General features: G+C 50.6%; 16 protein-coding genes. 10 read left to right on the top strand and 6 right to left on the bottom strand.

Annotated features, from left to right (window positions below):
- Positions 1–74 precede the first annotated feature (74 nt).
- Together VB741_RS19860 and VB741_RS19865 are read right to left on the bottom strand one after the other, a co-directional pair.
- Complete coding sequence (locus VB741_RS19860) at positions 75–3,200, bottom strand: efflux RND transporter permease subunit (protein WP_323366940.1); 3,126 nt, start codon at positions 3,198–3,200, stop codon at positions 75–77.
- 5 nt (positions 3,201–3,205) lie between these two features.
- On the bottom strand, positions 3,206–4,501 hold the full coding sequence (locus VB741_RS19865) for an efflux RND transporter periplasmic adaptor subunit (protein WP_323366941.1): 1,296 nt from the start codon (positions 4,499–4,501) through the stop codon (positions 3,206–3,208).
- A gap of 136 nt (positions 4,502–4,637) precedes the next feature.
- Here VB741_RS19865 and VB741_RS19870 point away from each other — a divergent pair, with 136 nt between their 5' ends.
- Entirely contained in the window at positions 4,638–5,189 is a 552-nt protein-coding gene (locus tag VB741_RS19870; protein WP_323366942.1) for a PadR family transcriptional regulator, read from the top strand.
- Positions 5,190–5,602: 413 nt separating this feature from the next.
- Positions 5,603–6,322, top strand: a complete 720-nt coding sequence (locus VB741_RS19875) for a phycobilisome rod-core linker polypeptide (protein ID WP_323366943.1) — start codon at positions 5,603–5,605, stop codon at positions 6,320–6,322.
- A gap of 178 nt (positions 6,323–6,500) precedes the next feature.
- Here the strand turns inward: VB741_RS19875 and VB741_RS19880 are convergent, their stop codons facing one another.
- From VB741_RS19880 to nrdJ, 4 genes are all read right to left on the bottom strand, one after another.
- The gene (locus tag VB741_RS19880) at positions 6,501–7,769 is read right to left on the bottom strand and encodes a flotillin family protein (protein ID WP_323366944.1); all 1,269 of its coding nucleotides are present in this window, start codon (positions 7,767–7,769) and stop codon (positions 6,501–6,503) included.
- Positions 7,769–9,274, bottom strand: coding sequence for a flotillin family protein (locus VB741_RS19885; RefSeq protein ID WP_323366945.1), 1,506 nt, complete (start codon positions 9,272–9,274; stop codon positions 7,769–7,771). The genes VB741_RS19880 and VB741_RS19885 overlap by 1 nt, the downstream gene beginning before the upstream one ends.
- Before the next feature lie 53 nt (positions 9,275–9,327).
- Positions 9,328–9,960, bottom strand: a complete 633-nt coding sequence (locus tag VB741_RS19890; RefSeq protein ID WP_323366946.1) for a hypothetical protein — start codon at positions 9,958–9,960, stop codon at positions 9,328–9,330.
- A gap of 288 nt (positions 9,961–10,248) precedes the next feature.
- Positions 10,249–12,426, bottom strand: a complete 2,178-nt coding sequence (nrdJ, locus tag VB741_RS19895) for a ribonucleoside-triphosphate reductase, adenosylcobalamin-dependent (protein ID WP_323366947.1) — start codon at positions 12,424–12,426, stop codon at positions 10,249–10,251.
- Between the two features lie 693 nt (positions 12,427–13,119).
- Between nrdJ and hpsE the strand changes: the two genes are divergently transcribed.
- The 8 genes from hpsE (at position 13,120) to VB741_RS19935 (ending at position 26,066) form a co-directional block, all read left to right on the top strand.
- Positions 13,120–14,139: a hormogonium polysaccharide biosynthesis glycosyltransferase HpsE gene (gene hpsE, locus VB741_RS19900; RefSeq protein WP_323366948.1), complete on the top strand. Its 1,020-nt coding sequence runs from the start codon at positions 13,120–13,122 to the stop codon at positions 14,137–14,139.
- Positions 14,140–14,277: 138 nt separating this feature from the next.
- Positions 14,278–15,240, top strand: a complete 963-nt coding sequence (locus VB741_RS19905; protein WP_323366949.1) for a glycosyltransferase family 2 protein — start codon at positions 14,278–14,280, stop codon at positions 15,238–15,240.
- A complete protein-coding gene (locus tag VB741_RS19910; protein WP_323366950.1) occupies positions 15,237–16,472 on the top strand; it encodes a glycosyltransferase family 4 protein in 1,236 nt (411 codons plus the stop codon). Before VB741_RS19905 ends, VB741_RS19910 begins: the two co-directional genes overlap by 4 nt.
- A gap of 80 nt (positions 16,473–16,552) precedes the next feature.
- Positions 16,553–17,428, top strand: a complete 876-nt coding sequence (locus VB741_RS19915) for a sulfotransferase family protein (RefSeq protein ID WP_323366951.1) — start codon at positions 16,553–16,555, stop codon at positions 17,426–17,428.
- A gap of 192 nt (positions 17,429–17,620) precedes the next feature.
- A complete protein-coding gene (gene htpG, locus VB741_RS19920) occupies positions 17,621–19,600 on the top strand; it encodes a molecular chaperone HtpG (protein ID WP_323366952.1) in 1,980 nt (659 codons plus the stop codon).
- Positions 19,601–19,791: 191 nt separating this feature from the next.
- Positions 19,792–20,028, top strand: a complete 237-nt coding sequence (gene rpmB / locus VB741_RS19925) for a 50S ribosomal protein L28 (protein WP_323366953.1) — start codon at positions 19,792–19,794, stop codon at positions 20,026–20,028.
- 408 nt (positions 20,029–20,436) lie between these two features.
- Positions 20,437–25,329, top strand: coding sequence for a hormogonium polysaccharide biosynthesis protein HpsA (gene hpsA / locus VB741_RS19930; protein ID WP_323366954.1), 4,893 nt, complete (start codon positions 20,437–20,439; stop codon positions 25,327–25,329).
- Positions 25,330–25,358: 29 nt separating this feature from the next.
- Positions 25,359–26,066, top strand: a complete 708-nt coding sequence (locus VB741_RS19935; RefSeq protein WP_323366955.1) for a prepilin-type N-terminal cleavage/methylation domain-containing protein — start codon at positions 25,359–25,361, stop codon at positions 26,064–26,066.
- The last annotated feature ends 10 nt before the right edge of the window (positions 26,067–26,076 follow it).

Consider the following 26,076-nt stretch of genomic DNA (forward strand, 5'->3'; position numbering starts at 1 on the left):
AAATCCTGGCTAGGTGGGGAATCAGGGGCCAGAAGCCAGTGAGGCCCTGATTCCTGATTCCTGACTTCTGAATACTATCCTTGGGAAAACGTCCCGCTTTGAGTTGGTACCCTTTCAGAGGCCAAACCTAAAGGCTTTGAACTGTGGGGTTTAGACTGGTAAATCAACAAATGTGCTGCTGGAATAAAGTACAGCGCCAACAGCGTTGCACCACCCAAGCCCCCCGCAATAGCAATTGCCAACGGCGGCCAAAACCCAGTGGAATCGAGCAATAGAGGCGTAAACCCAATGATCGTCGTCACCGTCGTCGCCACCACATGGCGCGTGGCCTTCACCACCACCTGCCGCGTCGCCGCCGCATCTCCTTGGCGCGCCAACGGATCATCCTGCAATGCTACCAACACCACAATTGAATCATTCATCGCCAACCCAATCAGCCCCAGGGTGCCAAGGATGGCCGTAAAGCCAAACAACGAGTCAAATAACCACAACGCCATGGCTGCTAGGCCCACCGCTGCCACTGCAACAACCGCCAGCAACCCTGCCAACGCAAATGAGTTAAACGACAATACCAGTGTTGCCGTCATCAACACCACCAGTACCCCCGCCGTCGACAACAGATTTCCCACCGCAGACCCTCGGGCATCGACCTCTCCACCGTAGCTCAGACGATACCCCGTCGGTAGCTCAAAGTTCTGTTCTTTCAGCGCTTTTTGAAACTCTTCCAGGATCGTGCTGGGCAAAGCCCCCGCCGTTATGAATGCCTGGACCGTATTCACCCGCTGTCCATCCTGTCGAGCAATGGTGCTGAGTTCTGGGCGCAGGTTAACCGAGGCCACCGCAGAAAAGGGGACGGTTGTGCCATCTGAGCTGAGTAGATCAACAGAGGTAATGCTGGCTAGGTCTCCTCGCTCTTGCTCCGGTAGCTGTACCCGCACCGGAATGTTTTCGGTATCTTCTAGGATGGAGCCCCCCAACTGGCCATCGAGGAGAGTCCTGAGCTGGGATGCGATCGCACCATTACTTAACCCCACCCGTCTCGCCGCCGCCTCATCTACCTCCAAGGCCAGCTGCGGCGACAATTCCGTCAACGTAGCGCGGGTATGGGTGACATCATCCAACTGAGACAATATCAGCCGCAGCCGATCCCCCAGGGTTCTCAACTGTTCCAGATCCGGCCCATAGAGACTCACCTCAATGGGGGCATCAAAGGGCGGTCCCTGCTCCAGCTGTTTGACCAATATCTGGGCATCGGGAAAAGCCTCATCCAGCTGCGTTTGCAGGGTGCGAATGGTATCTCGCAGATCCTCCGTCGAGGCTAGCTGCACAATACCCTGGGCATAGTCCGCCGCATTGCGCCGACTGCCCACCACGTTGTAGAAAAATGACGGGGCATTTGCCCCCAAAAACCAGTGGATATCCTTCACCGCCGGATGTTGTTGGATCAGGTCACGGATTGCCAACGTTTGGGTGCGGGTGGTTGCGATCGCACTCGAAGCCGGACGCTCCAACTCAATCTGAAACTGATCTCGATTTGTCGGCGGAAAAAACTGTTGCGGCAAACTAGCAAATTGCACAAAGCCCACAACAGGAAGCACCATGGCCGCCAAAATGCCCAAAATAGGCCGACTCAAAACCACCCTGAGGCTGCCTTCATAAAGCCGAGAGAGACTTTGATCGGACCAGCCCACCACCAGCCAATGTCTTGATGCGGTCAAGGGTCGCCAGCGATAAACCAATCCAGACAGCGCTGCTATTACCGTCAATGAGAGGATGAGCGAACTCAACAACGCCAAAATCACCGTGCTACCAATGGTGCCAATGAACTCTCCAGTCCCCCCAGGGGAGGTGGCAATGGGGACAAACGCCAAAACTGTGGTCAGGGTGGATGCCAGTAACGGTAACGCCAATTGTTTCACCGTATCCCTCACCGCTTCCGCCGGGCGGCTGCCACCTTGCAAATGCATCCGAATCTCATCCACCACCACAATGGCATTGTCGATTAACAACCCCATGGCGATGATCAACCCGGTAACCGACATCTGGTGCAGCGGAATGCCCAACACCTGCATACAGCCAAACACCATCAAGGTGGAAAGCGGCAATGCCAGACCCACAATCAAGGCCGAACGCCAGCCCAAAATCACGAGCGATATGCCAATCACCAACAGAGAACTGAGCAACAGGTTGCCAATCACCCCATTCAGGCGCTGTTGCACATATCGACTTTGATCCAGTACGATGCTGATGCCTAAGCCGTCTGACAAATCAGCTTCAAACTCGTTGAGAATGTTCCTGGCCTGGTGGGCCCATTGGTCCACCCGATAATCAGACTCGACGGTGGTAGCCACCACCAATGCCGGTTTCCCCTCCACCAAAGCCAAATCAGACACTGGCGTTTGCACTCCCTTCGAGACCTGGGCAATATCCCCCAGCTGGGCAATCTGTCCTTCGGCCCCCACCCGTACCGGCATCGCCCGCATTCGCCCTAATGAATCCAGGGCACTATCCACCTCAAACAACAGCTCGGTGGAACTACCCCGCAATTCCCCCGTAGAAATCTTTGCATCGCTGGCCACAATCTGTTGCGATAGGTCCTGGGCGCTAATCCCCAACCTCAGCAAATCCGCCTGACTAACATTCACCTGAATCTCTTCATCCGGCTCCCCAAACAGTTCCACCCCGTCTGTCCCTGGCAGGTTCCGCAGCTCCGCTTCCAAGCCCTCCGCCACCCGCCGCAAAATGGCATAGTTAACCGGTTCATCCAACTCCCACGTCAGCCCCACAATCATGGCACTGGCCTTGACTTCCGAGTCTTCATATTCCGGCCGACTCGCCTCGGCCGGTAACTCAGGAATCGCATCCTCAATCTGGCTGCGCACCCGCGTCCACACCGGTTCAACATTGGAAACCGTATCCTTTAGCTCCACCGTAACCACTGAAATGCCAGGGCTTGAAGACGAACGAATCTCTTCCACCTCTTCAATGTCAGACAGCTCTTCCTCAATTTTGTCAGTTACCAAAGACTCCACCCGTTCAGCACTGGCCCCTGGAAAAATTGTGGTGACCGTCGAGACTCGCTGGACAATTTCCGGATCTTCTAGCCGAGGTAATGACAAAAAGGCAGAAAATCCCCAGACGACTACTAATGTCAGGGTTAAAAACAGTAACTGTCGATTACGAAAAAATAAATTAAACATAGGTCCTAATTTTTAACTAGCTGACCTGCCACTAGGCGGTGAGCTCCACTAGTGACAATCTCTTCCCCTGGCTGTAGTAGCCCCCGCACAAAGGCTCGATCGCTTTCGGTATAAAGCACCTCTACGTCTCGGCGACTAACCTCCTGAAGATTAGCCGAGGTTTCATCCTCTGGGGCTACCAGCACATAGGCTGACCATAGCCCCCTCTCTCCTGCCACTAGGGCACTGGTGGGCAGCCAGTAGCCAATTTCACTTTGTTGGTCCTGCAGTTTCAGCCTTGCCGTTGCCCCAATGGCTGGCTGTGCCTCCGGTAGTAAGGTCACCACCACGGTAACGGTTTGGCTGGCATCATCTAGTTCTGGCAGCAGTGCGGTTACGCGCCCCCTAAATGATTGACCGTGGACCTCAATGGCCTGGGTGCTGCCATTGGTGAGCCGGCTAGCCATTTCACTGGGTACACCAATCCGAGCTTCCAAGGCTTGATTTTCCACGAGGCGCACCACCGATTGACCGGGGCCAACTACAGCGCCTTCATCCACCAGTCTGAGGGAAACTCGACCATCAAAAGGAGCATAGATCACACTTTTAGACAGGGAGACATCCAGATTCCGTAAACTGGCCTCAATTTGGTCCACTTCGGCATCTTGGGCGCTAACCTGTTCCCCACGGGTGCCTGCGTTTAACTCATTTAGTTGGCTTTGGGCCTGGTTTAGTCGACCGGTCAAGGCCTCAACATTAAAGGCCGCAGCATCCCGTTCTTCCAGGGATATTGCCCCCTGGGTATAGAGATTTTCGCGCCGTTCCCGCTGTAGACGGGCCAGCTCAAGCTGAGCCTGTAGGTCTTGCACGGCGGCGGCAGCAGCGGCAATATCTTCTGGACGAGGACCGCGTTGTAATTCTTGGAACCGAGCTTCTGCCTGCCGTTGTTGGGCTGCAATCTGCTGTCGTTGGACTTGTAGACTACGGGTATCTAACCGCGCCAACGGCTCTCCGGCAGCCACGGTGTCCCCTTCTTCCACGAGCACTTCCACCAGGGTGCCAGCTTGCTCAAAGCCCAGGTCACTGTTGCGTCGGGCCACGATTTCCCCGGTGTAGGTCCGCTCTAACTGGTATTCGCTGACTCGCTCTAGGACTTGGGTTTGGACGGGCAGCGGCGCTGTCCCCTTCTCCGCCACCGCCGTTTCAGGCCGAAAACGCCCCAGCCACAAAACCGGTGCCAATACCAGTAAGGGCATTAGCCAAAACCACTGCCAGGGATGACGTTTACTGCTTGAACGGGGATTAGATGTCTGGGAAACCATAGCTCAATATCCAAACAGCTGATAGGTAATTAGTTGATAAGCAACTAGTTGATATCCAACATGTTGCCTATGCTTCTGTAAAGTATACTCAACACGTTGGATATGTCAACGCAGTTCTGGTCGAGTCCCAAATTCTATGGCCCTAGCCCACACCATCCTGGCCCTATTAGCCCAGCAGTCCGATAGCGGATACGACATTAGTAAACGCTTCGACGAAGGGCTGAGCTGCTATTGGAAAGCCACCCAGCAGCAGGTGTATCGGGAGCTATCCAAAATGGAGTCCCAGGGCTGGGTCAGTTTTGAGAAAGTGCCCCAGGAGGGCAAGCCGGACAAAAAGATTTACAGCATTACCGAGTCGGGCTGGGCAGAGCTGACCCGCTGGTATGCAGAACCGACGGATCGCACCCAAATTCGAGAGGATTTGCTAGTCAAGGTGATGATTGGTTACAAGATGCCCCGTGAGCTATTGCTCAAAGAACTGCACCATCGCCAGGCGCTGCATCAGGCTCAGTTGGATGAGTACTACGCTAAGGAGAAGATGTGTTTGGCCCATCCAGACCCACCGGTTGAGCTGCAGTTTAAGTACCTCACCTTGAAACGCGGGATTGCCTACGAAACCAGCTGGCTGCAGTGGTGTGCCGATGTGCTTACATTTCTAGAGCAATATGATGCAGGGGTATCAACTTAAGCCGGAAAATCTTGGCTAGGTGGGGAATCAGGGGCCAGAAGCCAGTGAGGCCCTGACTCCTGACTCCTGAATACTATCCTTGGGAAAACGTCCCGCTTTGAGTTGGTACCCTGACGCAGCATAATCACCAGGCAGAGAAGACCCTCATTTCAAGAGTCGTTACAGTTCTTTGTGAAAGGTGAAGGAAATGTATAAAACGAATAATTTACAAGAATGTTCGGCTGCCAGATGGTTGTAGTCGCTTTGCAGCTTATTTTTCGATATCTATTTCTGAGAGCAATGCAACATACTGAAATAAATTGAGTAAATATACTTATCAGTTTTGCTGGTGTTTGACGGCGAATTAATACTATTGATGATGATTGAAGGGCTCTATGAATGCCTGCTTGTCCATTTATAAAACTCAATTAAAGATGCAGACACTTGCCAATAATAATCAGGTTATCCCCGTATCCACCAACGGCGGTCTCCGCCTAGAAAATGGTGATGCCAGTGGCATTAAGACGTTCTCCACAATGGATAAAGCAGACTGCCTCCAGGCAGTTTACCGTCGTCTTTTCAAAGACAACCGGAATATTGATTTCCATCACAATGCATCCCTTGATTCTGCCTATCTAAATGGCGAGATTACAACCCAGGAGCTAGTACGAGAGCTGATTTGCTCCGATATGTTTGTTAATTACATCCTGGCTACCAATAGCAACTATCGCTTTGTGCAGCTCTGCTTTGAGCGGGTATTGGGTCGTCCGGCTATTCAGGCAGAAGTTTTTAAGTGGAGTTCTCTGCTGGCCTCCGAAGGGATTCGCCCTTTTGCTGAAAAGCTGACTGGTTCTGATGAATATGTGACGGCCTTTGGTCCCTATCAGGTGCCCAGTCGTCGTTCCATGAAGCTATCTTCCAGTGATCAGGACTTACCTGCTCTGCCCAAGGAACTCAGCATCAAGCGCTATCAAGGCGAAGGTAACGAAACCCAATTTGACTACATTGGTGCAGCTAACCCACTTTGGGAAGGCAATATGCCCCCCGCCATCGTCCGCAAGATTGGTGCAGTGATCACTGTAGCAGGGGTGATTGAGGTGACTCGTATACTATTTACAATTGCCCTGGGTGCATTTACCGCTGGCCATATGTAGTATTGCTTGTAATATTGCTTTCCGCCCATAACTCACACCATGGGTGATGTTTGAAAGCGATAAGTTGAAAGCGATAAGGTTCAACTATTAGTCAGCTTGCTACTGAAATAGTCCCAAACAACAGCGTCATTAGGACATAGTGTGTCCTAATGACGCTGTTTCGGTTTATGGGGGAGGTTTAGGACGGTACGCCTGACTTCCCTTCAGGTAATCGCTGACTGGTGCCACCCCCCAGGTTATTCACCACGTTAGCAATGTCTAATCCCGTCGTTTGCTTCAACTGTTCCATGATGGCAATGGCTTGCTTGGCGGTGTCCCCGGTTTGACTATCAATCACCGTGACATTTTGTACATCCACATCGGGCACTGTGGCACTCAGGATCTTCAGCAGCGTTTCCAGCTTTTGCAGGAGGAAAATATCTCGGGCATTGGTCCCCGCCGCTCGCCAGGACTCGGCGAGTTTTTTGGTACCTTCTGCCTGGGCCTTACCATCTTCGATGATCTGGGCGGCATCACCCTTGGCGGCTGCGATCGCACGTTTGCAATCAGCCTCCGCCGGAGCAATCACATCCGCCTTCAGCTGTTCGGCAACTTGCTTGATGCGTTCCTGCTGCACCGGAATATCCGATTGGAACCGCACCAGTTCAGACGCAATTTCGGCCTCTACCTCGGCCACTACGGCCCCGCGCTTGGTCAGAGCATCTTGGATGCGGCGCTCGGCCTCAGCTTCGGCGATGCCCATGTCCCGATCAATCCGGCGCACAGAGGTAATCTTATCGTTTTCAGCGGTTTGAATAGCTGAAGCTGCCCGGGCTTCGGCTTCAGCAATACGGGCATCGCGCTGGAGCTGGGCCTGTTGCTTGCGACCGATGGAGTCGAGATAGCGCACATTGTCAGAAATGTTCTGAATCTGGAGGGTATCCAGAACTAGGCCTAGCTTTTCCAGATCCTCTTCAGCTTCATCTAGGAGACTTTTGGCAAAGGCGATTTTGTCTTCGTTGACCTGCTCTGGCGTGAGGCTAGCCAGCACACCTCGAAGATTCCCCTCCAAGGTCTCCTTGGCAATCTTTTCAATATCTTCGCGGCTCTTGCCCAACAGTCTCTCAATGGCATTGTGAATGGTGGGCTCTTCCCCCGCCACCTTAATGTTAGCCACGCCGTCCACCTGGAGGGGGATGCCCCCTTTAGAGTAGGAATTGCTGACTTTTAATTCGATGATCATGTTGGTGAGGTCCATCCGCATCGCCTTCTCCACCAAGGGTTTACGAATGCTACTGCCGCCTTTGACCAGGCGATACCCCACGGTCTTTTGACCTAACTTTTGTTGCGCCCCGGCAAAGATCAGAACTTCGTTGGGTTGGCAAATATAGTACAGGTTGCGAATGATCAAGGAGATTATCCCAGAACCACCGCCGAGAATAACAAGTAAAAGAACTAGACCTGGCATTAATTATGGTCCTCCGTGGTGGGCTCTATGGCTGTTGCTGAAGTGGGAGTTGTTGGCGTAGATGTTGTCGTAGCAGCAGAGCCTAGGCGGCGCTGAAAATCTAAGCTTTGGTGTAGGGTGCCGGTAACGTCGATCCCCAGGGTGTCGTCCACCTGCTGCAGGAACTGACGCACCACATCAGGGTAAACATTCATCAGGCTGGAGATGGCTTTGCCGTCACCGCGATCAATTACATTGATCTTTTTGAGGTGAAGACGACCGGGGATTTTGGCCGCTTCTTTGAGCACCATGTCGATCTGTTGAATCAAAAAGACCTGGGTAGCATCAGTGCCCGTGGTGGCCCACACCTCAGCCAGCATGGTGTTGACCAGGGCAGCAGCCTTAGCATTTTCTTCCAGGGCAGCGGCTTGTCCCTTCGCGTATAGTTCCTTGGCTTGGCGATCGGCTTGGGCCGGTAACACCTGATCCGCTTCTAGGCGCAGTCGCTCTAGCTCAGCCCGTACGGTTTGGAGTTGTTGCTCGGCCCGGGCGCGGGATTCCTTGGCGGCAGCAGCTGTACGTTCCTCTTCAGACTTAGCCCGCTCCTCTAGCTGTGCTTTGACTTTTCGCAGTTCATTTTGTTTCTGTTGCACAACGGTTAGGGCCTGGGTTTTGGCCACTTCGGCCTGCTTCTGGCAGTCGGCTTCGATCCGGTCGGCTTCACCCACGGCCTCGGCTTCGGCGATCTCAGCATCCCGAATGATATGGGCAATTTGGCGACGGCCAATAGAGCTGAGGTAGTCCATGTCGTCGGTGACGCTTTGGATCTTAAGGGTATCCAGATGCAGGCCCAACTTACTTAGATCTTTGGCCACGTCAATCGCAATCCGTTCAGCAAAGTTCATTCGGTCTTCGTTCACCTGTTCCGGTGTGAGCAGGGCCACAACACCCCGCAAATAACCCTCTAGGGTTTCCCGCACCACCCGACGAATTTCGGAGCGGTTGCGCCCTAAAAAGCGTTCAATAGCGTTACCCACTACGCTGTGGTCGCTAGAAATTTTGACATTGGCAATGGCCTGAATATTGAGCGGGGTGCCCCCTTTGGCATAGGCGTTGGTCACCTCCACGGGGATGGGCATGGTGGTCATGTCCATGCTTTGCACCTGTTCTATGATGGGCACCACTAGGGTACGCCCCCCAAAGATGACGCGATAGCCCACATTCTGGCCTTGTTTGTTTTTGTATTTGCGACCCGAGATGATCAAAATTTGGTTGGGGTTGCAAATGCGTAGGCAGGTCTTGAGCACTAATATTAGGGCGCCAACGCCAATCAGGCCTAGGACCAAGGCACTCCCCCCTAGAAATGCCCCCACTTGAGCGGTACTTTGACTGGCTGAATTAATCGGTAGGGCCTGGGCCAGTAAGGTCTGCTCGCTGTAGCTGGTGGTTTCAGCCTGGGCTAATCGGCTTTGATCCTTGGCTGGCAGTGGATTCATCTGTCCCAGCAAAAATGGATTATGTGTCATGGTGTGAAGTAAAAGGGCTATAGGTCGTCCTTGCTGCTCAGCAAGGGTTGGAATTATCGCTGTGCATCGGTTTCGGCAGAGACCACCCAAAGGCGATTGTGGTCAACGTTGACAACGAGTATTTTGTCCCCTGGAACAAACTGTTTGGTATCGTCGGTGAGGGCCATCATGTGTAATACGCTGCCGCGTAGTTCCAACCGCACTTTGCCCTTACTTTGGGAGTCGAAGGGCAGTTCGACAATGCCCACCCGCCCTGCAAAATCTTCAGTGCGGATGAGGCTATCGGCATGGCGACGGGCGAGATGGCGCAGGGCGGTTGCTAAGGCACTTCCCAGCAAAATGCCCATGATCAGGGCGGTAATGAAAATGAGCGAGGCAGGCCAGTTGGGTTGGACCCAGCCAAGGCTGAGACCCGTAAGGCCAAAGAAAAATCCGCCAACGGTCCAGAATTTGAAACTGGTGAGGATGTTAAGACTAAAGACGTAAGCTCCCTTAACTTTTTGTAGGAGCTGGAGGTCGGTGTCTATTTGAGCATCAAAGCCTATGTCTGGTGCATCGCCGTCTAGATCTGCGTCTAAATCAACATCGGCCTCGGCATCGAAATCTGCGTCACCAACACCGCTTAAGGTTGCGATCGCAACAAATACGCCACCGATGACGAAACAAAACCAATAAACTGACTGCACAGGTTCTCCTTAGGGTTCATTCCCTAGTGATACCTAACTAACGTTTGTGACCCTACATTTCCTGATAACTTTTAACGATTGCAGGCGCATGGGCACAGCCCGCCAATCACACCCATTAAGGCCGCATTCATTGGGGTCCTAATGGGTGCAGCCTGTACCTGTCTATGATTTTGTATCAGTCCAAAATATCAACCACAAAAAAGGCACCCCCATCAGGAGTGCCTATCGCTTATCGTCCACTGGAGGTGAGTCAGCGTTAACTCACCAAGATTGATGGCTGAACCATGGCTAGCCCGGCTGCTTCTCAGGCAGCAGACACTTGTCAGAGTCACAGCCGGCCGGACCCGCTTCGATCAGTTCACCCGCGTCATAACTTTCCAATGCCACATGAAAGTTTTCATTAGTACGACGGGCGATCACCTCTCGGCACAGCTCCTCATAGCGAGCCTTATCAATGGGCTCAAAGGGTAATCTAGGAAACGTTTGCAGATCATCAAAACGAGCTAACAGTGCCGAGGAAATATATCCCTCGTCATTTTCCAACGCTTGGTGGATGCGCTGGGCCAGGGGCTCAATCTCGTTTTCCCGAAATTCGATGGTGGCCGAGGTGTTGTGGGCGGTGTAGTGCTTCTGCACCTGCATATAGAAGTCAAACTGGGCCAAGGCTGAGAACTGCTCGATGGCCACTTCATCGGCCCCCGGCAAGTTAGCCCAGGGCACCTCCACCGGCATTTCCACCAGCCACTCGGTACACCGTGGATCAAACGGATCATTCAGCAGATTGCCATGCTCATCCTTGTCGGACTGGGATGGAATCACCGAATAACCATAGTCGATACAGGCCTTGGCCACCGGATCATCCCTACGGAAGGTGATGCGGCGGATAAAGCGCTGGGCCTTGGGGGGATGCCAGCCGGAGGACGCACCGCTGAGCAAACTCTTGGTACCCGCAGGCTGTACGGTGGTGCAGCGGTTTGGCCGGGGAATGTGATGGCGATCGCAATAAGCCCAAACCGCCTCATGGACAATGGTCTTCCACCGGCTCAGATATTCCTGTTCCTTGGCCTTAAGTTCCAGTCCCTGCATGGTATCCGGACGACCAGCTTCCCACCAATGGAGCCAGTCCACCCCAAAGGCCCGCACAAAGAAGTCAAACAGTCCCGTAAAGGACACCCCGACGATGGGGTCTTCCAGACGAGACTGCTGGTAGCGGGGCTCAATAAACTGATGGTTGAGCAGGGCAGCAACGGCAATGCCACCCGCTCTAAAGGCATCTTCCTGTTCCTGCAGATTTTTCGGATCCAACTGGTTGAGATGAATTTCCGACAAATTGCAGTGGAAATTTTGACCCAAAATTTCACCACAGGGGTTTAGACCGTAGCGGCCCTTGCCCTGGGCTCGGCGCTCAGCTTCCCCCGCCCACTGGATCGCCCCTTCACCGGAGTAAAACTGCTTGCGTACCGCATCGGTCATTTCCGCCAAGGAGGGCTTGGTGTGGAATACCCGGGTGTGGTTGGCCATACGCAGCGCATCCCGTTCTGGGTCAATGCGCCAGTTGCCCTCAGCATCCTGTTGCCACAGATTATCCTTAGCGTTGGTGGCCAGCTGATCTTGGCTATCAAACTGCCGCATACCCGCCGAACGCCGAATATTTCCAGCCACCACACAGGCCGCCGCTTCATCAATCAGCAAACAGCACTCAAGGGAATTCAGCTGCCGTCCGTTGGCCCCATTCAAAATCTTGGCACAACGGCCATAGAGTTCTGGTAACTTCACCGGGTTGGCCATGCCACCAAAGCCCTTGAGCTTTTCACCCGCAGGGCGGATATCGCTCAGGTCCACAATGACCTCCACATCCCCGGTGAAATACTCATTACTGGAAAGTTCCAAAATTTTCTGGTAGGACATCACCCAGCCATTGCGGCTGTCCCCTACGCGGATCTCCACTCGATTACCGTCAATGGTGACCTCAGTTTCTTCCCGTCGCTGGTCCGCAGGCGTTACGCCCACAGCCCCCGCCATGGTGATGCTCAGTCGATTCCGAATTACCGGTAGCTGGTCAATGTACTTTGGCTCTAGTACGGCACCAGTGCCACAGCCCATCATGGCCAGATCCATCATCAAACCAAAGGAGCGCCAGTCCACCACATTGGTGCTAGTACAGTTGTAGGCCCCAGAGAAATTTTTCTGCTCTTTGCTCCACTCGGTGCCCCCGACCCAGAGCCAACGCCCCGATGGCAGGGCTTTTAGCTCCCGCTGCATCCGCTGTACTAGGTCCGCTTCGTCAGCCGTCAGCTTACCCAGTTCAACTAGGCCACCTAGGGTGCGATCGCACACGTCATACCAAGACTCCCGCTGTCCATTGTCCAAACGGCGACTGTAGGTACGATAAAACACTGGATAGGCTGCGGGTGCCGTCTCAGGAAAAGGCGTTTTTGTTCTTAGCCGTTCTAACTCTTGAACCATTCGTCCGAGCTTCCTTGCGAATTTTGGGGGTGTTCTAGGCTGTGGCCGTTAACAATGGAGCATGGGCCCGTTGGTGAAGCAAAAAACAGCACATATAGCGCCTATGGCAGTCCTAACAATTGTTAACACCCTAGATGTGCTAGATCACATGGAAATCAACACTAACACTCCTAATTAAAAAAATCTAGCGTCTTGTCTTCAGTACAAACGCTAGATGTAGTGATTTTTCAATCCGGAGAACTAATTGCTAAAAAAATCAGTCACTTTCAATAATCGAACTAACTAAACCAACTGCCACCGCGACACGGGCCGATTTAGGGGAGGTATACCGTTGTCCGACACCATCACCATCGGGTATCTATCAATAACCACCAAACCATTCACAGCCGAGAATTAAACGCTTAAGTTTGCCATAGGCCGATTGTCAGCTATTCATGGCAATGTTGTGATTCAGGTTCAATCTAAAAAGTGGTCAAGTAGCCGCCACCAATTGCAGAATTTACCGATAAGCTTTGTGGAAGCACGCCTCTGATCATGGTGGTCAAAAAACAATTCGCGTTCCCGTACATCGTATGGCATGCTTTTTGCCCGTGGCATTGGTTCTCTGTCTTAAGATTGGTTAATTACCCCCAGGACTTTGCCGAAGTTAGTTCTACTTCCCTGTAATCAATGCTGTGACTCTACCGATTTTCCATGAGCCATTCAGTCGCGTTGCCCTCTTCTTCTACAGAGACAGTGCAGCAGCTATGTGATTTTACGATCGCCATCTGTACCTATGATGGAGCCCTTCGTATTCCTGCTGTGCTCGATCGGCTGCGGCAACAAGTAGGTGTCCAGGGCTTACAGTGGGAAGTTTTTGTCATCGACAACAATAGCAGCGACTCTACGGCGGCGGTTGTCCGGCAATATCAGCAAAACTGGCCATCCGAAATTCCGCTGCGATATCTCTTTGAAGGCCGCCAAGGAGCCTCCTATGCTCGACAATTGGCCATGGAGAAAGCCAAAAGTGAACTGGTAGGTTTTTTGGACGACGATAATTTGCCTGCTAATGATTGGGTGGCCACCGCCTATAAGTTTGGTCAAAATCATCCCCAAGTTGGAGCCTACGGCAGTCAAATCAAGGGTCTATTTGACGGCACCCTCCCTGAAGACTTTGAGCGGATTCAGTCATTCTTTGCCCTGACTCAGCGGGGAGAAACGGCCCATGTCTATCAGCCTCGACTGCGGGTTTTGCCCCCCTCAGCTGGTTTGGTCGTGCGTCGCAAAGCTTGGCTCAACAACGTGCCTAAGCAGCTGATTTTGACCGGTCGCCACGATGGGCAAATGCTTACCGGTGAAGATTTAGAAGCCATTACCTACATTCGCAGAGGCAACTGGGAAATCTGGCACAATCCGGCCATGAAAGTATCCCATTACATTCCAGCCCGTCGTCTACAGCGGAGTTACCTGCTAGCATTTTTCCGGGGCATTGGTCTGAGCCGTCATGTCACTCGCATGCTCAACATGCCCTTCTGGCAGCGGCCCTTCATGTTCTGGGTTTACGCTGTGAACGATTTACGGAAAGCCCTACATCATCTGTTCACCTATCGGACTCTGCTGCAAACCCACACCGTGTCTGCCTGTGAGCTGCAGCTATATCTCAGTAGCCTAATCAGCCCGTTGTATATTTGGCGATTAATTTTGATTAGGAGCCTAAAAAAGGAGAAGTCTTAAGGCATTAATCACTTGGATGATTTTGGGAATATAGAATCTAGGGTTACTTGTATTCTAAGACTGTATTTTTAAGACTTTTATCCAAAGCGAAGGCTTTCTATTCAGACAAACATGATGCATGTTAGGGCTGCACTTATATTGCCTGTCCGTAATCGTAAGGCTTACACGTCGGATATCCTGCGTCAGTTGAGCAATCAAATCTCGCAGTATTCCAATGAACATCAGTTTGATGTGGTGGTGGTGGACGATGGGTCCACGGATGGTACCCCTGAGTTGATTGCTCAAGCGTTTCCTTCGGTTCATTTAGTGAGCGGCGATGGGAACCTCTGGTGGACAGGCGCGATTGCCACAGGCATGACCTATGCCCAGCAGCATCTCCACCCAGACTACCTAGTCTGGCTCAATGACGACATTACCTTAGCAGATAATTTCATTGCTCATTTGGTACAGTGCTGTCAACTGAACCTCAATCAAAAAATAATTACCGGTGGCATTGTCTGCGACCGAACCCATGCTGATTGGATTGTCTTTGGTGGAGTCATCTCTAGCTGTCCTATTAGTACGCTTCAGCAATTTAGCGATGATCCAGTACTCAATGTAGATGCCCTAAACGGCAACATTGTGGTGATTCCTGCGCGTTTAACCCAAGAAGTCGGTTTACCCAATGCTGAGCGATTTCGCCACTATGGCGGCGACTACGAATATGTTTGTCGTGCCAAAGCAGCTGGTTACACTGTTCAGCTCTCTAGCTTGCTCAAAGCAACGACCGATTGGCAGCCTAGCGATGTGATCCGGTACATGCCGCTCTGGATTCAGTGGTATATCAGCCGCAGTATGACGGATAAACTTGCTGTTCTAAAGAACCTATCCAATCGGAGATCTCCCCATAATGTGGAGCACATGGTCAACAGCATCCATCGTCAGGCAAAGCATGTACCTCGCTGGACCTACAAGGTGTTCCATGCCAAAAAGCTGGTCAAACTTATGGGTAGTGAGTTAATTCCCCGTGCCAAGCGCCGACAGAAGATAGAAGACTATTTCCGGCATCACAATGTGCCCCCTGATGTGGTGCAAGCTGTTTTAGGTTCGGTGAGCGGATGAAAGTACTCCATCTAAACACGTCGGATATTGACGGTGGAGCTGCCCGAGGAGCCTACTGGATGCATACGGCCCTGAAGCGAGCAGGGTTGGACTCCCACATGCTCGTGGCCGAGAAGTATACCAACGACGATACAGTGATTGGCCCCAAAACGATTACCGGCGGTCAAAAAATTCTGAACGGTATTCGCCAAACCGTTGAATATTGGCCTTTAAAGGGGTATCCCCATAAAAGTCCCGGCATGTTTGCTCCAGCTGTTTATCCCAACCCCGTGATCAAGCACATTCAGGAGATTAATCCAGATATCATTAACCTCCATTGGGTTGGGTTTGGCCTGCTCCGTCCAGAGTACTTGAAAACATTTGCACGGCCCATTGTCTGGACATTGCGAGACATGTGGAGTTTTACCGGTGGTTGCTGCTACACCGAGGGCTGTAACCGTTACCAGCAAGCATGTGGCCGTTGTCCAGTGTTAGGCTCTAACCGTGAAAATGATTTATCCAGAAAAGTTTGGCGGCGCAAACATGCTGCTTGGCAAGGGTTGGACTTAACCCTTGCACCCATTAGCCAATGGCTTGCAGACTGTGCCGGCAAAAGTTCACTGCTGAAAGATTATCCGATGCAGGTGATTCCCAATGCTGTGGATACGGATATTTTTCGGCCTATTGATAAGGGCGCTGCTCGCCAAATTTTGCAGCTGCCCCAGGACGAAAAGATTATTCTGTTTGGCGCCCTAAGTGCGACGACGGACAAACGCAAAGGCTTTAGCCATTTGGTGGCTGCCCTGAAACAGCTCAACACACCCTTGCCCCTCCGGGCTGTGATTTTTGGGGCTGACAAGGTATCAATGTCTTTGGATCTGCCCTATACCTGCCTGGGCCGATTAAATGATGACATTACGTTGGCCATGGCCTACTCAGCGGCTGATGTCATGGTGGTGCCCTCTATCCAAGAAGGCTTTGGTAAGACCGCCATCGAGGCCATGGCCTGTGGGACGCCCGTGGTGTCCTTTGACTCCACAGGCTTGCGCGATATTGTGGAGCATCTCCAGACGGGATATCGGGCTGAGTGCTTTAGTTCTGAGGATTTGGCTAAGGGTATTTTATGGACCCTGGAGGATGAAGATCGCTGGCAGCAATTGTCAAAGTGCGCTCAACACAGAGTGAAAACTCAGTTTTCCTTTGAAGTTCAGGCGAAGAAGTATAGTCAGCTTTATCAAAATCTGCTGAAATGAACCGGTATTCGCCAACCGTAATGGCAGCCATGGGCATACTTTTAGCCAGGGATTGAAAAATATATTTCTTAGGTATGGTTATGCAAACATCGCACGGGACAGCTCCTGTCTTTATTGTCGGTTGTGCCCGTTCGGGGACTACTCTGCTGCAGAGTTTGCTGGCTAGTCATCCTGAGATTGTTTCATTTCCAGAATCCAAATTTTTTGTAGATTTAGTTCGGATGCCAGAGGAACGGTCCCGTCGCTATGCGTTGGGCATGGTCTCTAAATATTTGCGCCCCACCCTAGAGTTATTTTTAGACGAAGTTGAGCACCCAGAACTTAAACGAAAGCTGCCTCGACTACCGTTAGTAAAGCTCTACTTACGAAGCTTTAGGACTATCATGGCGGAGCTAACTCAGCTACAAGGCAAGCGGATTTGGTTAGAAAAAACCCCTGAGCATCTTCATCGTTTAAAGTACGTCGAACGCTATATGCCCGAAGCTAAAATCATTCACATCGTTAGGAGCGGTGTAGATGTGGTGGCTTCTCTGTATGACTTAGGTCAGCGCCATCCTAATCATTGGGGCCTTACGTTTAAGAATGAGGATACCTGTATTCAACGTTGGTCGGATGACATTGCCATTACTCATCAGTATTTGAGTCATCCAAACCATACATTGATTCGTTACGAGCATCTGGTGGCTAATCCCACTGATGAAATCCAACGTTTATGTAGCTTTATTGGCGTTCCTTTCGATGCTCGCATGATCGAAAACTACCGAAATATGTCTAATCAGCTTGTGCGATCGCACGAAACCTGGAAAGCATCCACCCAGCAAGCCATCCAAAATACCAACTCCCAGAAATTCCTCACCGTATTTACCCCAGAGCAACAGGACTACGTTCGACAGGCTGTCAACGCCGTCGAACTACCCACCCTGCAAACTAAAACCCCATTAGCACCGGTGACCTGATCCATCCGTGCCTTTCTTTGAAGTCGGAAAACCGAACCCCGCTTGGATGGTTTTTGGCCTTGAAAAATTACCGCCCAGTCCAAAAAATAGAGATTGATCTTGGGGCGTTGCTGATCATTTTGGTTGGTTTATCCTATAGAGCAGCAATCGCTACGTTTTAACTCTACCCACACATAAGACAAGGAAGTCACTATGGCCACGGTTCTAGAGCAGGGCAACATCAGTATCCATACTGAAAATATTTTCCCGATTATCAAAAAATGGCTCTACTCCGACCATGAGATATTTTTACGCGAGCTAATCTCCAACGGTGTAGATGCCATCAGCAAGCTCAACATGGTATCCCGCAGCTCTGAGTTTACGGGCGAGGTAGGCGAACCTGAAATTTCCATAACTATCGATCAGGATGCTAAAACCCTGAGCATCAGCGATAACGGCATCGGTATGACCGCCGATGAGGTGAAAAAATATATCAACCAGGTCGCCTTCTCCAGTGCTGAGGAGTTCGTCACCAAATATAAGGACAATAATGACCAAAATATCATTGGTCATTTTGGTTTGGGCTTTTATTCCTCATTTATGGTGTCTGACCAGGTAGAAATCGACACCCTGTCTTACCAAGCAGGCGCAACTCCCGTTCATTGGACCTGTGACGGAAGCACCACCTTTGAAATTAGTGAGTCCGAGCGGAGCGAGCGGGGCACTACCATCACCCTCCATCTGATGGAGGAAGAAGCTGAATATCTGGAGTCCCCACGGATTAAGCAGCTGATCAAAACCTATTGTGACTTCATGCCCGTCCCCATCAAATTGGCTGGGGAAGTGGCCAATAAGCAAAAAGCTCCCTGGAAGCAGTCCCCCAGCGACCTGACCGATGAGGACTATCTAGAGCTATATCGCTACCTCTATCCCTTTCAGGAAGAGCCCCTACTGTGGGTTCACCTGAACACGGACTATCCCTTCGTCGTTAACGGTATCCTCTACTTCCCGAAGCTCCGTCCCGATGTGGATGTGAGCAAAGGACAGATCAAACTATTCTGCAACCAGGTGTTCGTTAGCGATAATTGCGAAGAAATCATTCCCCAGTTTTTGCTGCCTTTGCGGGGTGTGGTAGACAGTACCGACATTCCCCTCAACGTATCTCGTAGCTTTTTGCAGAACGATCGCACCGTCAAGCGCATTGCGGACTACATTGCTAAAAAGGTCGGCGATCGTCTAAAAGAGCTATATCGCACCGATAAGGCTAAATACATTGAGTGCTGGCAAGACTTAGGCACCTTCGTTAAGTTCGGTTCCCTCAATAACGATAAGTTCAAGCAGCAGATTGCGGATTTCTTAATTTTCCGCACTACAGCAGAACTGGCCAGCGCCCAACCAAAGGTGGAGGTCCAGGCTGGAGAGGATGACGCGTGGCAATCTGCCGATGGCGAAAATGCGGCGGCTGTTGATGCCAAAGGAAATTCCTACACCACCCTAAAGGAATATCTGGAGCGCAATCAGGAAAAGCACGAAAACCGAGCTTTCTACGCCACCGATGAAGTTTCCCAAGCCACCTATATCGATCTGCACAAACGTCAGGGTCTGGAAGTCCTGTATCTAGATTCCTTTATCGACACCCACTTTGTGCCCTTTTTAGAGCGGGAATATTCGGACGTTAAATTTTCTCGAGTCGACTCTGACTTAGATTCCACGTTGATTGATGACTCTGCCAGTGGCGATATCGTGGATCCGACCACCAATAAAACCAAGGCTGAACGGGTTAAGGAACTCTTTGAACAGGCCCTGGCCAAGCCCAAGGTCACCATCCGCACCGATGCCCTCAAGTCCGACGATGTCCAGGCTGCTCCCCCAGCGATTGTGCTCTTGCCCGAGGAGATGCGGCGGATGCAGGAAATGATGGCCATGATGCAGCAGCAGACGGCACAGTTCCCAGAGGAGCATACGCTGTTGGTGAATACGGCCCATCCGTTGATTCAAAATCTGCTGGATATGAGTCAAGGGGTCATTTTGCAGGCTGACGGTAGCGAGTCGCCATCGGCGGCCATGGCCAATATGATTTGTCAGCATGTGTATGATTTGGCCCTGATGGCTCAAAAGGGATTTGATGCCGATGGGATGAAATCCTTTGTGGAGCGTTCTAATAGCCTGCTGACAGGTCTGACTAAGGCGTAAGGACTTCTTTACCTAATGGCTTTGGTATTTCCCCCTTTGTAGGGGGGAAATACCAAAGCATCCATGAAGTTAACAATTAACAAACCCTAAGTGTCTAAGTTCGGACATTAGCCCCTAATTTTGCTGCATAGGGGTTGCTCTAGCCGTAGCCCTTGTGCGACTATTGAGGACTGTATTCCAAGGACCATGCCATGAGCCGCAGATGTGATCTGACTGACAAGAAGGCGAATAATGCCTTTGCTGTTTCCCACTCGCACCGACGTACGAAGCGTTTGCAGCATGCAAACTTGCAAGATAAGCGGGTATGGTGGCCCACGGGTAAGCGTTTTGTGAAGCTGCGCATATCGGCTAAGGCCATTAAAACCCTGGAGAAGAAAGGGCTTGAGGCAATGGCCCGTGAGGCAGGGATTAACTTGAATAATTATTAAGCCGCTTTATTAAGCTGCTTTGTAAAAAAATAAATTTTTGGTGTATTTGCGGACAAATCCCCTGACTGCTCAGTCAGGGGATTTACTGTTTTAAATGATATGCATGAGGTCGAAAACCTTTGGGCTCAGGGCCGATGGGCTAATAAGGGGGAGTATCAGTGTTCAGTATTGAAGACTACGTGATTGGTTTGTTACAAAGTATGGGTAGCTTCATGGTAATTATGCAGATATTATCCTGGTTACTATCAAGATAATGGTCCGCCTAAGGATATCTACTTATGGGGAATGTAGTTGCCAGTTAAATCTTTGGTTTTCTGGAGACTCAAGGTTGTCCCAATAGGCTTAGATTCATGGTTATGGTGGCGTTTTCTGCCAGTTAAAATACCGCTCTTTCGTTAGCAGGCATCGATGTCTACTCCAAAACGCTTTCGGGTTCCTAATCGTCGTTTAGTTAGCAATTTTCGTCAGCTGCCCAAGCGGTTTATGGCTGGCTTGCTACGGCTTGTTTTTATTAGTGCTCGCTTCGGTCGCACTAGACAGGCTGGCTTTGTATTGCCAACAACGGTTTTACTATTGTTGATTGTCTCTCTGACGGCCGGCTCACTGAGTTTTAGAGCGTTTAGTCGTTCTGCCAGTGTGATTGCAGAACGTGAGCAAAAGGTTGTTTATGGAGCGGCTACACCTGCCATTGACCGAGCTAAGGCTAAGCTCGAATATTTATTTGATAAAAGGGTTCCATCCAATAGCACTCCTAAGAGTAGTGATCTTGAAGGTTATTTGGAGGACGATACCCTCTTTACAATTCCCGGTGACCCAACCGATCCAACACGTGGCCCCGAAACACGAATTGATATTAATGGTGATGGTGTTCTGGACAATGCTTGGTGGTTTGCTGCTGATGTCAATGGTGATGGCACTGTAGACGCAGCTAATGAGCGTATTGTCTATTCAATCTTGGTAGGCCATGAGGGCCAGGCTCCTGGTACTCCTACTAACTACAAGTTGGAAGACAAGGTCAGTGAAGGCAAAGCTGACGCATTGGTCACTCGTAATGGCCCAATCGATGTTGAAAGTTCGAGTAATGCCTGCCCAGTCAGCCTGGGAACAAATGAAGAAGGCTGGCAAGAAATTTCAGTGGGCAATCCAATTATTAAAAAGAACTTCCAAATTAATGCTTTCGTAGTCAATTCTAATGATGTAAACCGTACGGTCAGTGCGCTGGAAGTGCAGCAGGTACGCGAATCCCGCAAAGGTAGTAAGTGGGGAGCCTGGTTTAAGAATGACTTAGAGATTTTCCCCGGTGCTGCTGTAGATTTCACTTGGAATGGGGCCATGCATACCGAGGGGAGCCTTTTCCTTAGGCCTACTAATAGTGATTTTAATCTCAGGATGATTAGTAGCTACAACTCCTGCTTATATTCTGAGAACGCCTCTGATATTGAGTTGGTCAAAGACCGTGCCCCCAATAACTACAATAGTCAAGTTATTGCAGGTGGCCTTACTGGAACCAGTCCTGGGTTTGGTGGTAGCAGTACTAAGCTGGACTGGTACAACGGCCCTACTGCTGTAGGTACGCAAGCGATTGGTACAGCTCAAGATTCCATCAACGCACAGCCTGCGAATATTGATGATATAGCTTTAGATCCAATTAAGCTGTTTACCGCTGACGAGCTTGATTACAGACGGCCTGAAGGGACAACTTGGACTAAGCAAAATGATGCAGCTTTTTGGGAACAGCCGTACGCAAAAAATCGTATAGCTCGCACAGAGGAAAATGATCCTCCATTTTTAGATGATATCTATCGAGCGGATGGACGTTTTGGTCCTAAGTCTGTTTACGACACTTCCAAAGGTCTGTCTTTAAGTAATGCACAGGCAAAATTGGGTGATCTGATTGCCAGCAAGCCACTTAACGCTAGTTTCACTGCAGCTCAAAAAAATGAAATCGATTCTACAAGCGCGCCCTTTGAGGGCTTAGACGGTTACTGGGAAAAGCAGGCCACTGATAAGGGGGCTAAGGTCATTGTTGGTGAGCGTTTGCAATTGGGTAACCCCTTTGGTTGGAAAGGGGCCTATGCCAGCGAGCAAAACCCAAATGGAAATATAGGTGTTACAGCTCCTGCTTACAAGCTACGTAATATGGATTCGCTCTATCCTGCTTACGATGATGGCGGGGCAGTTGCCAATAACACCATTAATGGTTTAAGTGATCAGTCGCTGAGGCTACATGCTCGGTCATTAAATGACAACTTGGCAGCAGTCCAGTCCATGGCGGTGTATCACTACAAGTCTGATTCGAAGACATTTCCACTAGCTTGTATGTCGTCGGTTTCCCATCCCGGAACCAACACCACAAAAGCTAATGCTCGCACATTCAACTTATTGCCTAAATTGAGTGGGGGGGCTCTATCGCTGGCCCCAGGAGGTACAGATTTAGTCAATGTAGACTTTAATGGTGACGGCAATAACGATGTTCAAGTAGATGCTGACTTCTTCTTTGGCTATGGTACTAACGCCTGGGAATATGCGCCGCCCTTAGGGACAGAGACAGCCTTTGCCACAGCCTATAATGACGCCACCCATCCTTTGAAAAAAGCTCTGAAAAACCTGGCTTTCTTTGCTGGTGATCCAAAAGGTGGGTCTCCTTCATTCACCCCTGTTCAAGGCGAAAAAGGGGGAGTAGATCCGTTTATCCATCCTTACCCCTATCTATCAATGTGGGGAGACTACTCACCGTTACGACGGATTCTAGAGCCTGCAGCTAATGGTGGTTTAGATGATCCACTCTATGCAGCTTTGAGTATCGCGGACAAAACCACTCTTCAAACAGCGGCTTGTACGCTGGGCATGTTGGCCACCAATATCCAAGTGGCGGACAGTTTGGATTATGAAGACACCTCCATCCAGTCTGCATTGATAGCATTAGCTGGTGAGATTGGCTCTATTTCTGCAACACCCGCACTAACTAGCAGTGATTATGTTCCAGAAGCTTATATTTCTGCTTTCGAACGTTCTGGTAAGGATGCAGCGTTGGGTTTGGCACGTCTGTTGCATATTAAGGAGCAGGTAAAGCGCGATCGCACCTACGGCTTCCTCCAAACCCCAGCATCTCCCACATTTAGCTACACGCTGACTGCGCCCCAAACAATTGCTCCTGGCCAGTCACTGACAGCAGGTACGCTTGTCCAGCTGAGTTTTGACCCAACAGAAACAACGGGTAACAACTTTTTTGGCTTCGGTCTACCTACGCCAGCAACTGAACTTCGCTTTCTTCGACTTGCTGCAGTAGCGGGCGGTCTTGGCGTCAACGGCGTCCAAGTAGGACTCCCTAAGTTTCCTTCACTCTATTATCTGTTTCCCGTAGCCCAGCATGATTATCTGGGGAATCACCCAACCGATTCTACTCTCAGCGTTGTTCAACCAACTATTGAGCCTTACATTGATCCAGATTTAGATGGTAATCCCGCGACCAATAATGGCTATACCGCGACTAGTAACAAAACGGTTCCTGCCGGGACTACTTTGTACACATATGAGCCATTAGTGTCTGCTGATTTAGATGCTATTCGAGCTGAGCCCCGTGTCCTAACCACAGGCCTAACCACATCTTGGAAACTTCCCTACACAATAGCTGCTGCTGCTGGGAGACCCAATCAGATTAGCTATGACGCTGACGCAGATGGCGTTATAGATAATGTTGCAACCTTGTTTCAAGACAAATCCTTTATGGATGGTCGCGAGATGCTTAACGTTCGTACGGTCGAGGTAGATGTGGCCATGGCCACCGATGCTGACAATCTCCAGGTTGTCAATACCCAGGTTGGCGGCCAGTCCTGGTTTACCGAAGGCGAACCTGCAACGAGTGCATCTGGAGCTGTGCAAGGCGGTATATTCTATGCATTTAGGGAAGATGCACGGCGAGAAGATGAGCTGTTTAGGCCGATTGCCAGTACTGATCCCCTAGCAGAGTGGGGCAACTGTGATTCAACAGCAGAGATTCTGACAGCCGCTTGCCGGATGAATTTTGATGTGGGTGCTGAGCAAGATCCACCCATTCGACGTTTAACAGATGCCTCTGGCGATAACTTCATCAGTACTAAACCCGTTGACTTCTACCCTGACCCTGAACGTCGCCCCTATGGTTTCAGACTGTCTAATGGCAAAACCCTAAACCGGGCTGATGATGTCCCCACAGGATTGACGTTCGTCACGGATAATGCACTCTATGTCCAAGGTGACTTTAACTTACACACAGCTCGTAGAGCCGCTGGTCCTAAAGCTGTCGGTGATCCGTTAGAGGAGTTTTACACCTCTGTTGATGGCAATGGTGATGGCGAGATTGCAAAAGATGAGTTTTATGGGGATCGAGGCGATCCAGCAACTGATATTGACACAGAGCTATTTGCCAAACCAGATGATGGTGATGATTGGCGTGTCGTTGAGTTAGTTGCTGATGCGACTAATATTCTCTCTGAAAACTTCAAAGATGGGGTTATTAGGGATTATTTCTTGCAGCCAAGAGGTGCTACCGCCGGTTTAGCCAGCTCTTCATACCAAAATGTATTTCGTGTCAGACTGCCAGGCGTATTTAATTTGCTTGATGGTGGAAATAGATTTAGGTATCCCGGTTCGAATATTGATAAGATCTTCCAGTCGAAATATGCGGCGACGACTACAGATGCTGTGGCCGACCCAGATCCCCTATGGCCTTTCTGGATTCGTCGTAACGGTACGGTTGATGGAGGATTGAACACAGCCATCTTCATTCCTGACTCTAGTGACATAGGCAACGATCGGCCAAAGGATCTGATTGCAGCCAAAGAAACGACGGTAAATGCACTGTTGATTGGTGGCATTATTCCATCGAGACTAAACCTCAGTTACGGCGGTTTGCATAATTTCCCCCGATTAAATGAGCATTGGCCAGGTCACACCTTAAACATTGCTGGAGCTTTCTATCAGCTGAATTTTAGTACGGCCTCCACGGGGCTGTTTGAGCAAGATATTAATCGTACAGGTACAGCCCGTGGGGCTTGGGAGCCGGGAGTTGAGCCAATTGCTCTTGCCACTGGTGGTACTCAGTACTTCTACGGTGCACCCGGTCGTCAATGGGGTTATGACGTGGCCTTCCAGTACAACAGTCCAGGTCCCGTATCTCAGCGATTTACAGGTAACGAAAGTGTGCGGAGTGAATATTACAAAGATCTCCCCGCTGATGATCCCTACGTGCAGAACTTACAATGTGCCCAAAATGCCGATGGCACAGCTGTTATCGCGAATCCGACGGTGACTTGTCCATAGGTCGATACCCACAACACAGAGAAAGAATCATGACTTGGAATTATCCGTTTGGGAAAAAACGAAGACTTAGGGGGAAATCTTCTAACGCTGGCTTAACGTTGATTGAGTCCCTAGTTGCCGTTGCTGTTATTGGCATTACTGCCGCTAGCGTTGGGCCAGTTATCCTAGTCTCAACAGCGACACGTATTCAAAGCCAGCGGGCAGAGCAGGCTTTACAAATTGCCCAGGGGGAAGTCGATCGAGTTCGACAGATCGTTGAACAAGGGTTTGTCGCTGATGCTGGAGGTTCTCGCGAATATACTGCGGCTGATTTAAGTATTGCCTCTACACCCACTGGTATTACTAAATCAGTAGATGCAGCAGCTCCTACGGGCCCTCCTGCTGCTGCATTTAATCCCACTGACTACCAAGTGGCACGTCAGATAGATATTGATGGTGACGGTACATTTGATTTTGCAGTCCAAGCTTACCGTTTAGGTGATGCTGAATTTAGCGATGGTACTCGGCCTGTTGCCTTTCCAATGGGTGTGCGTGTCTATGAGCATGACGCAGTTAATGGTGGTGGCACCTTAGCTACAACTCCTGCCCGTTTAGGCACGGCAGCAGGCTTAGGAGAACGGGATGAAAAACCTTTAGCAGTTTTATACACAGAGATTGTAAAAAGCGATGAGCGTCAATCTTTGTGTGACTACTTTGAGTATCAAGGAAGTACATCTTCTACGCTTGATTGCTCGTAGTTTGATTACT

It is taken from the genome of Leptothoe sp. PORK10 BA2 (genome assembly GCF_034932105.1).
Lineage (GTDB): Bacteria > Cyanobacteriota > Cyanobacteriia > Phormidesmidales > Phormidesmidaceae > Leptothoe.

Bases quoted from the DNA above. Each gene is read 5' to 3' on its own strand.
- VB741_RS19875 (WP_323366943.1), top strand. From the start codon at position 5,603: ATGCAGACACTTGCCAATAATAATCAGGTTATCCCCGTATCCACCAAC.
- VB741_RS19880 (WP_323366944.1), bottom strand. From the start codon at position 7,769: ATGCCAGGTCTAGTTCTTTTACTTGTTATTCTCGGCGGTGGTTCTGGG.
- hpsA (WP_323366954.1), top strand. From the start codon at position 20,437: ATGTCTACTCCAAAACGCTTTCGGGTTCCTAATCGTCGTTTAGTTAGC.
- rpmB (WP_323366953.1), top strand. From the start codon at position 19,792: ATGAGCCGCAGATGTGATCTGACTGACAAGAAGGCGAATAATGCCTTT.
- nrdJ (WP_323366947.1), bottom strand. From the start codon at position 12,426: ATGGTTCAAGAGTTAGAACGGCTAAGAACAAAAACGCCTTTTCCTGAG.
- VB741_RS19860 (WP_323366940.1), bottom strand. From the start codon at position 3,200: ATGTTTAATTTATTTTTTCGTAATCGACAGTTACTGTTTTTAACCCTG.
- hpsE (WP_323366948.1), top strand. From the start codon at position 13,120: ATGAGCCATTCAGTCGCGTTGCCCTCTTCTTCTACAGAGACAGTGCAG.
- htpG (WP_323366952.1), top strand. From the start codon at position 17,621: ATGGCCACGGTTCTAGAGCAGGGCAACATCAGTATCCATACTGAAAAT.
- VB741_RS19885 (WP_323366945.1), bottom strand. From the start codon at position 9,274: ATGACACATAATCCATTTTTGCTGGGACAGATGAATCCACTGCCAGCC.
- VB741_RS19910 (WP_323366950.1), top strand. From the start codon at position 15,237: ATGAAAGTACTCCATCTAAACACGTCGGATATTGACGGTGGAGCTGCC.
- VB741_RS19935 (WP_323366955.1), top strand. From the start codon at position 25,359: ATGACTTGGAATTATCCGTTTGGGAAAAAACGAAGACTTAGGGGGAAA.
- VB741_RS19870 (WP_323366942.1), top strand. From the start codon at position 4,638: ATGGCCCTAGCCCACACCATCCTGGCCCTATTAGCCCAGCAGTCCGAT.
- VB741_RS19865 (WP_323366941.1), bottom strand. From the start codon at position 4,501: ATGGTTTCCCAGACATCTAATCCCCGTTCAAGCAGTAAACGTCATCCC.
- VB741_RS19915 (WP_323366951.1), top strand. From the start codon at position 16,553: ATGCAAACATCGCACGGGACAGCTCCTGTCTTTATTGTCGGTTGTGCC.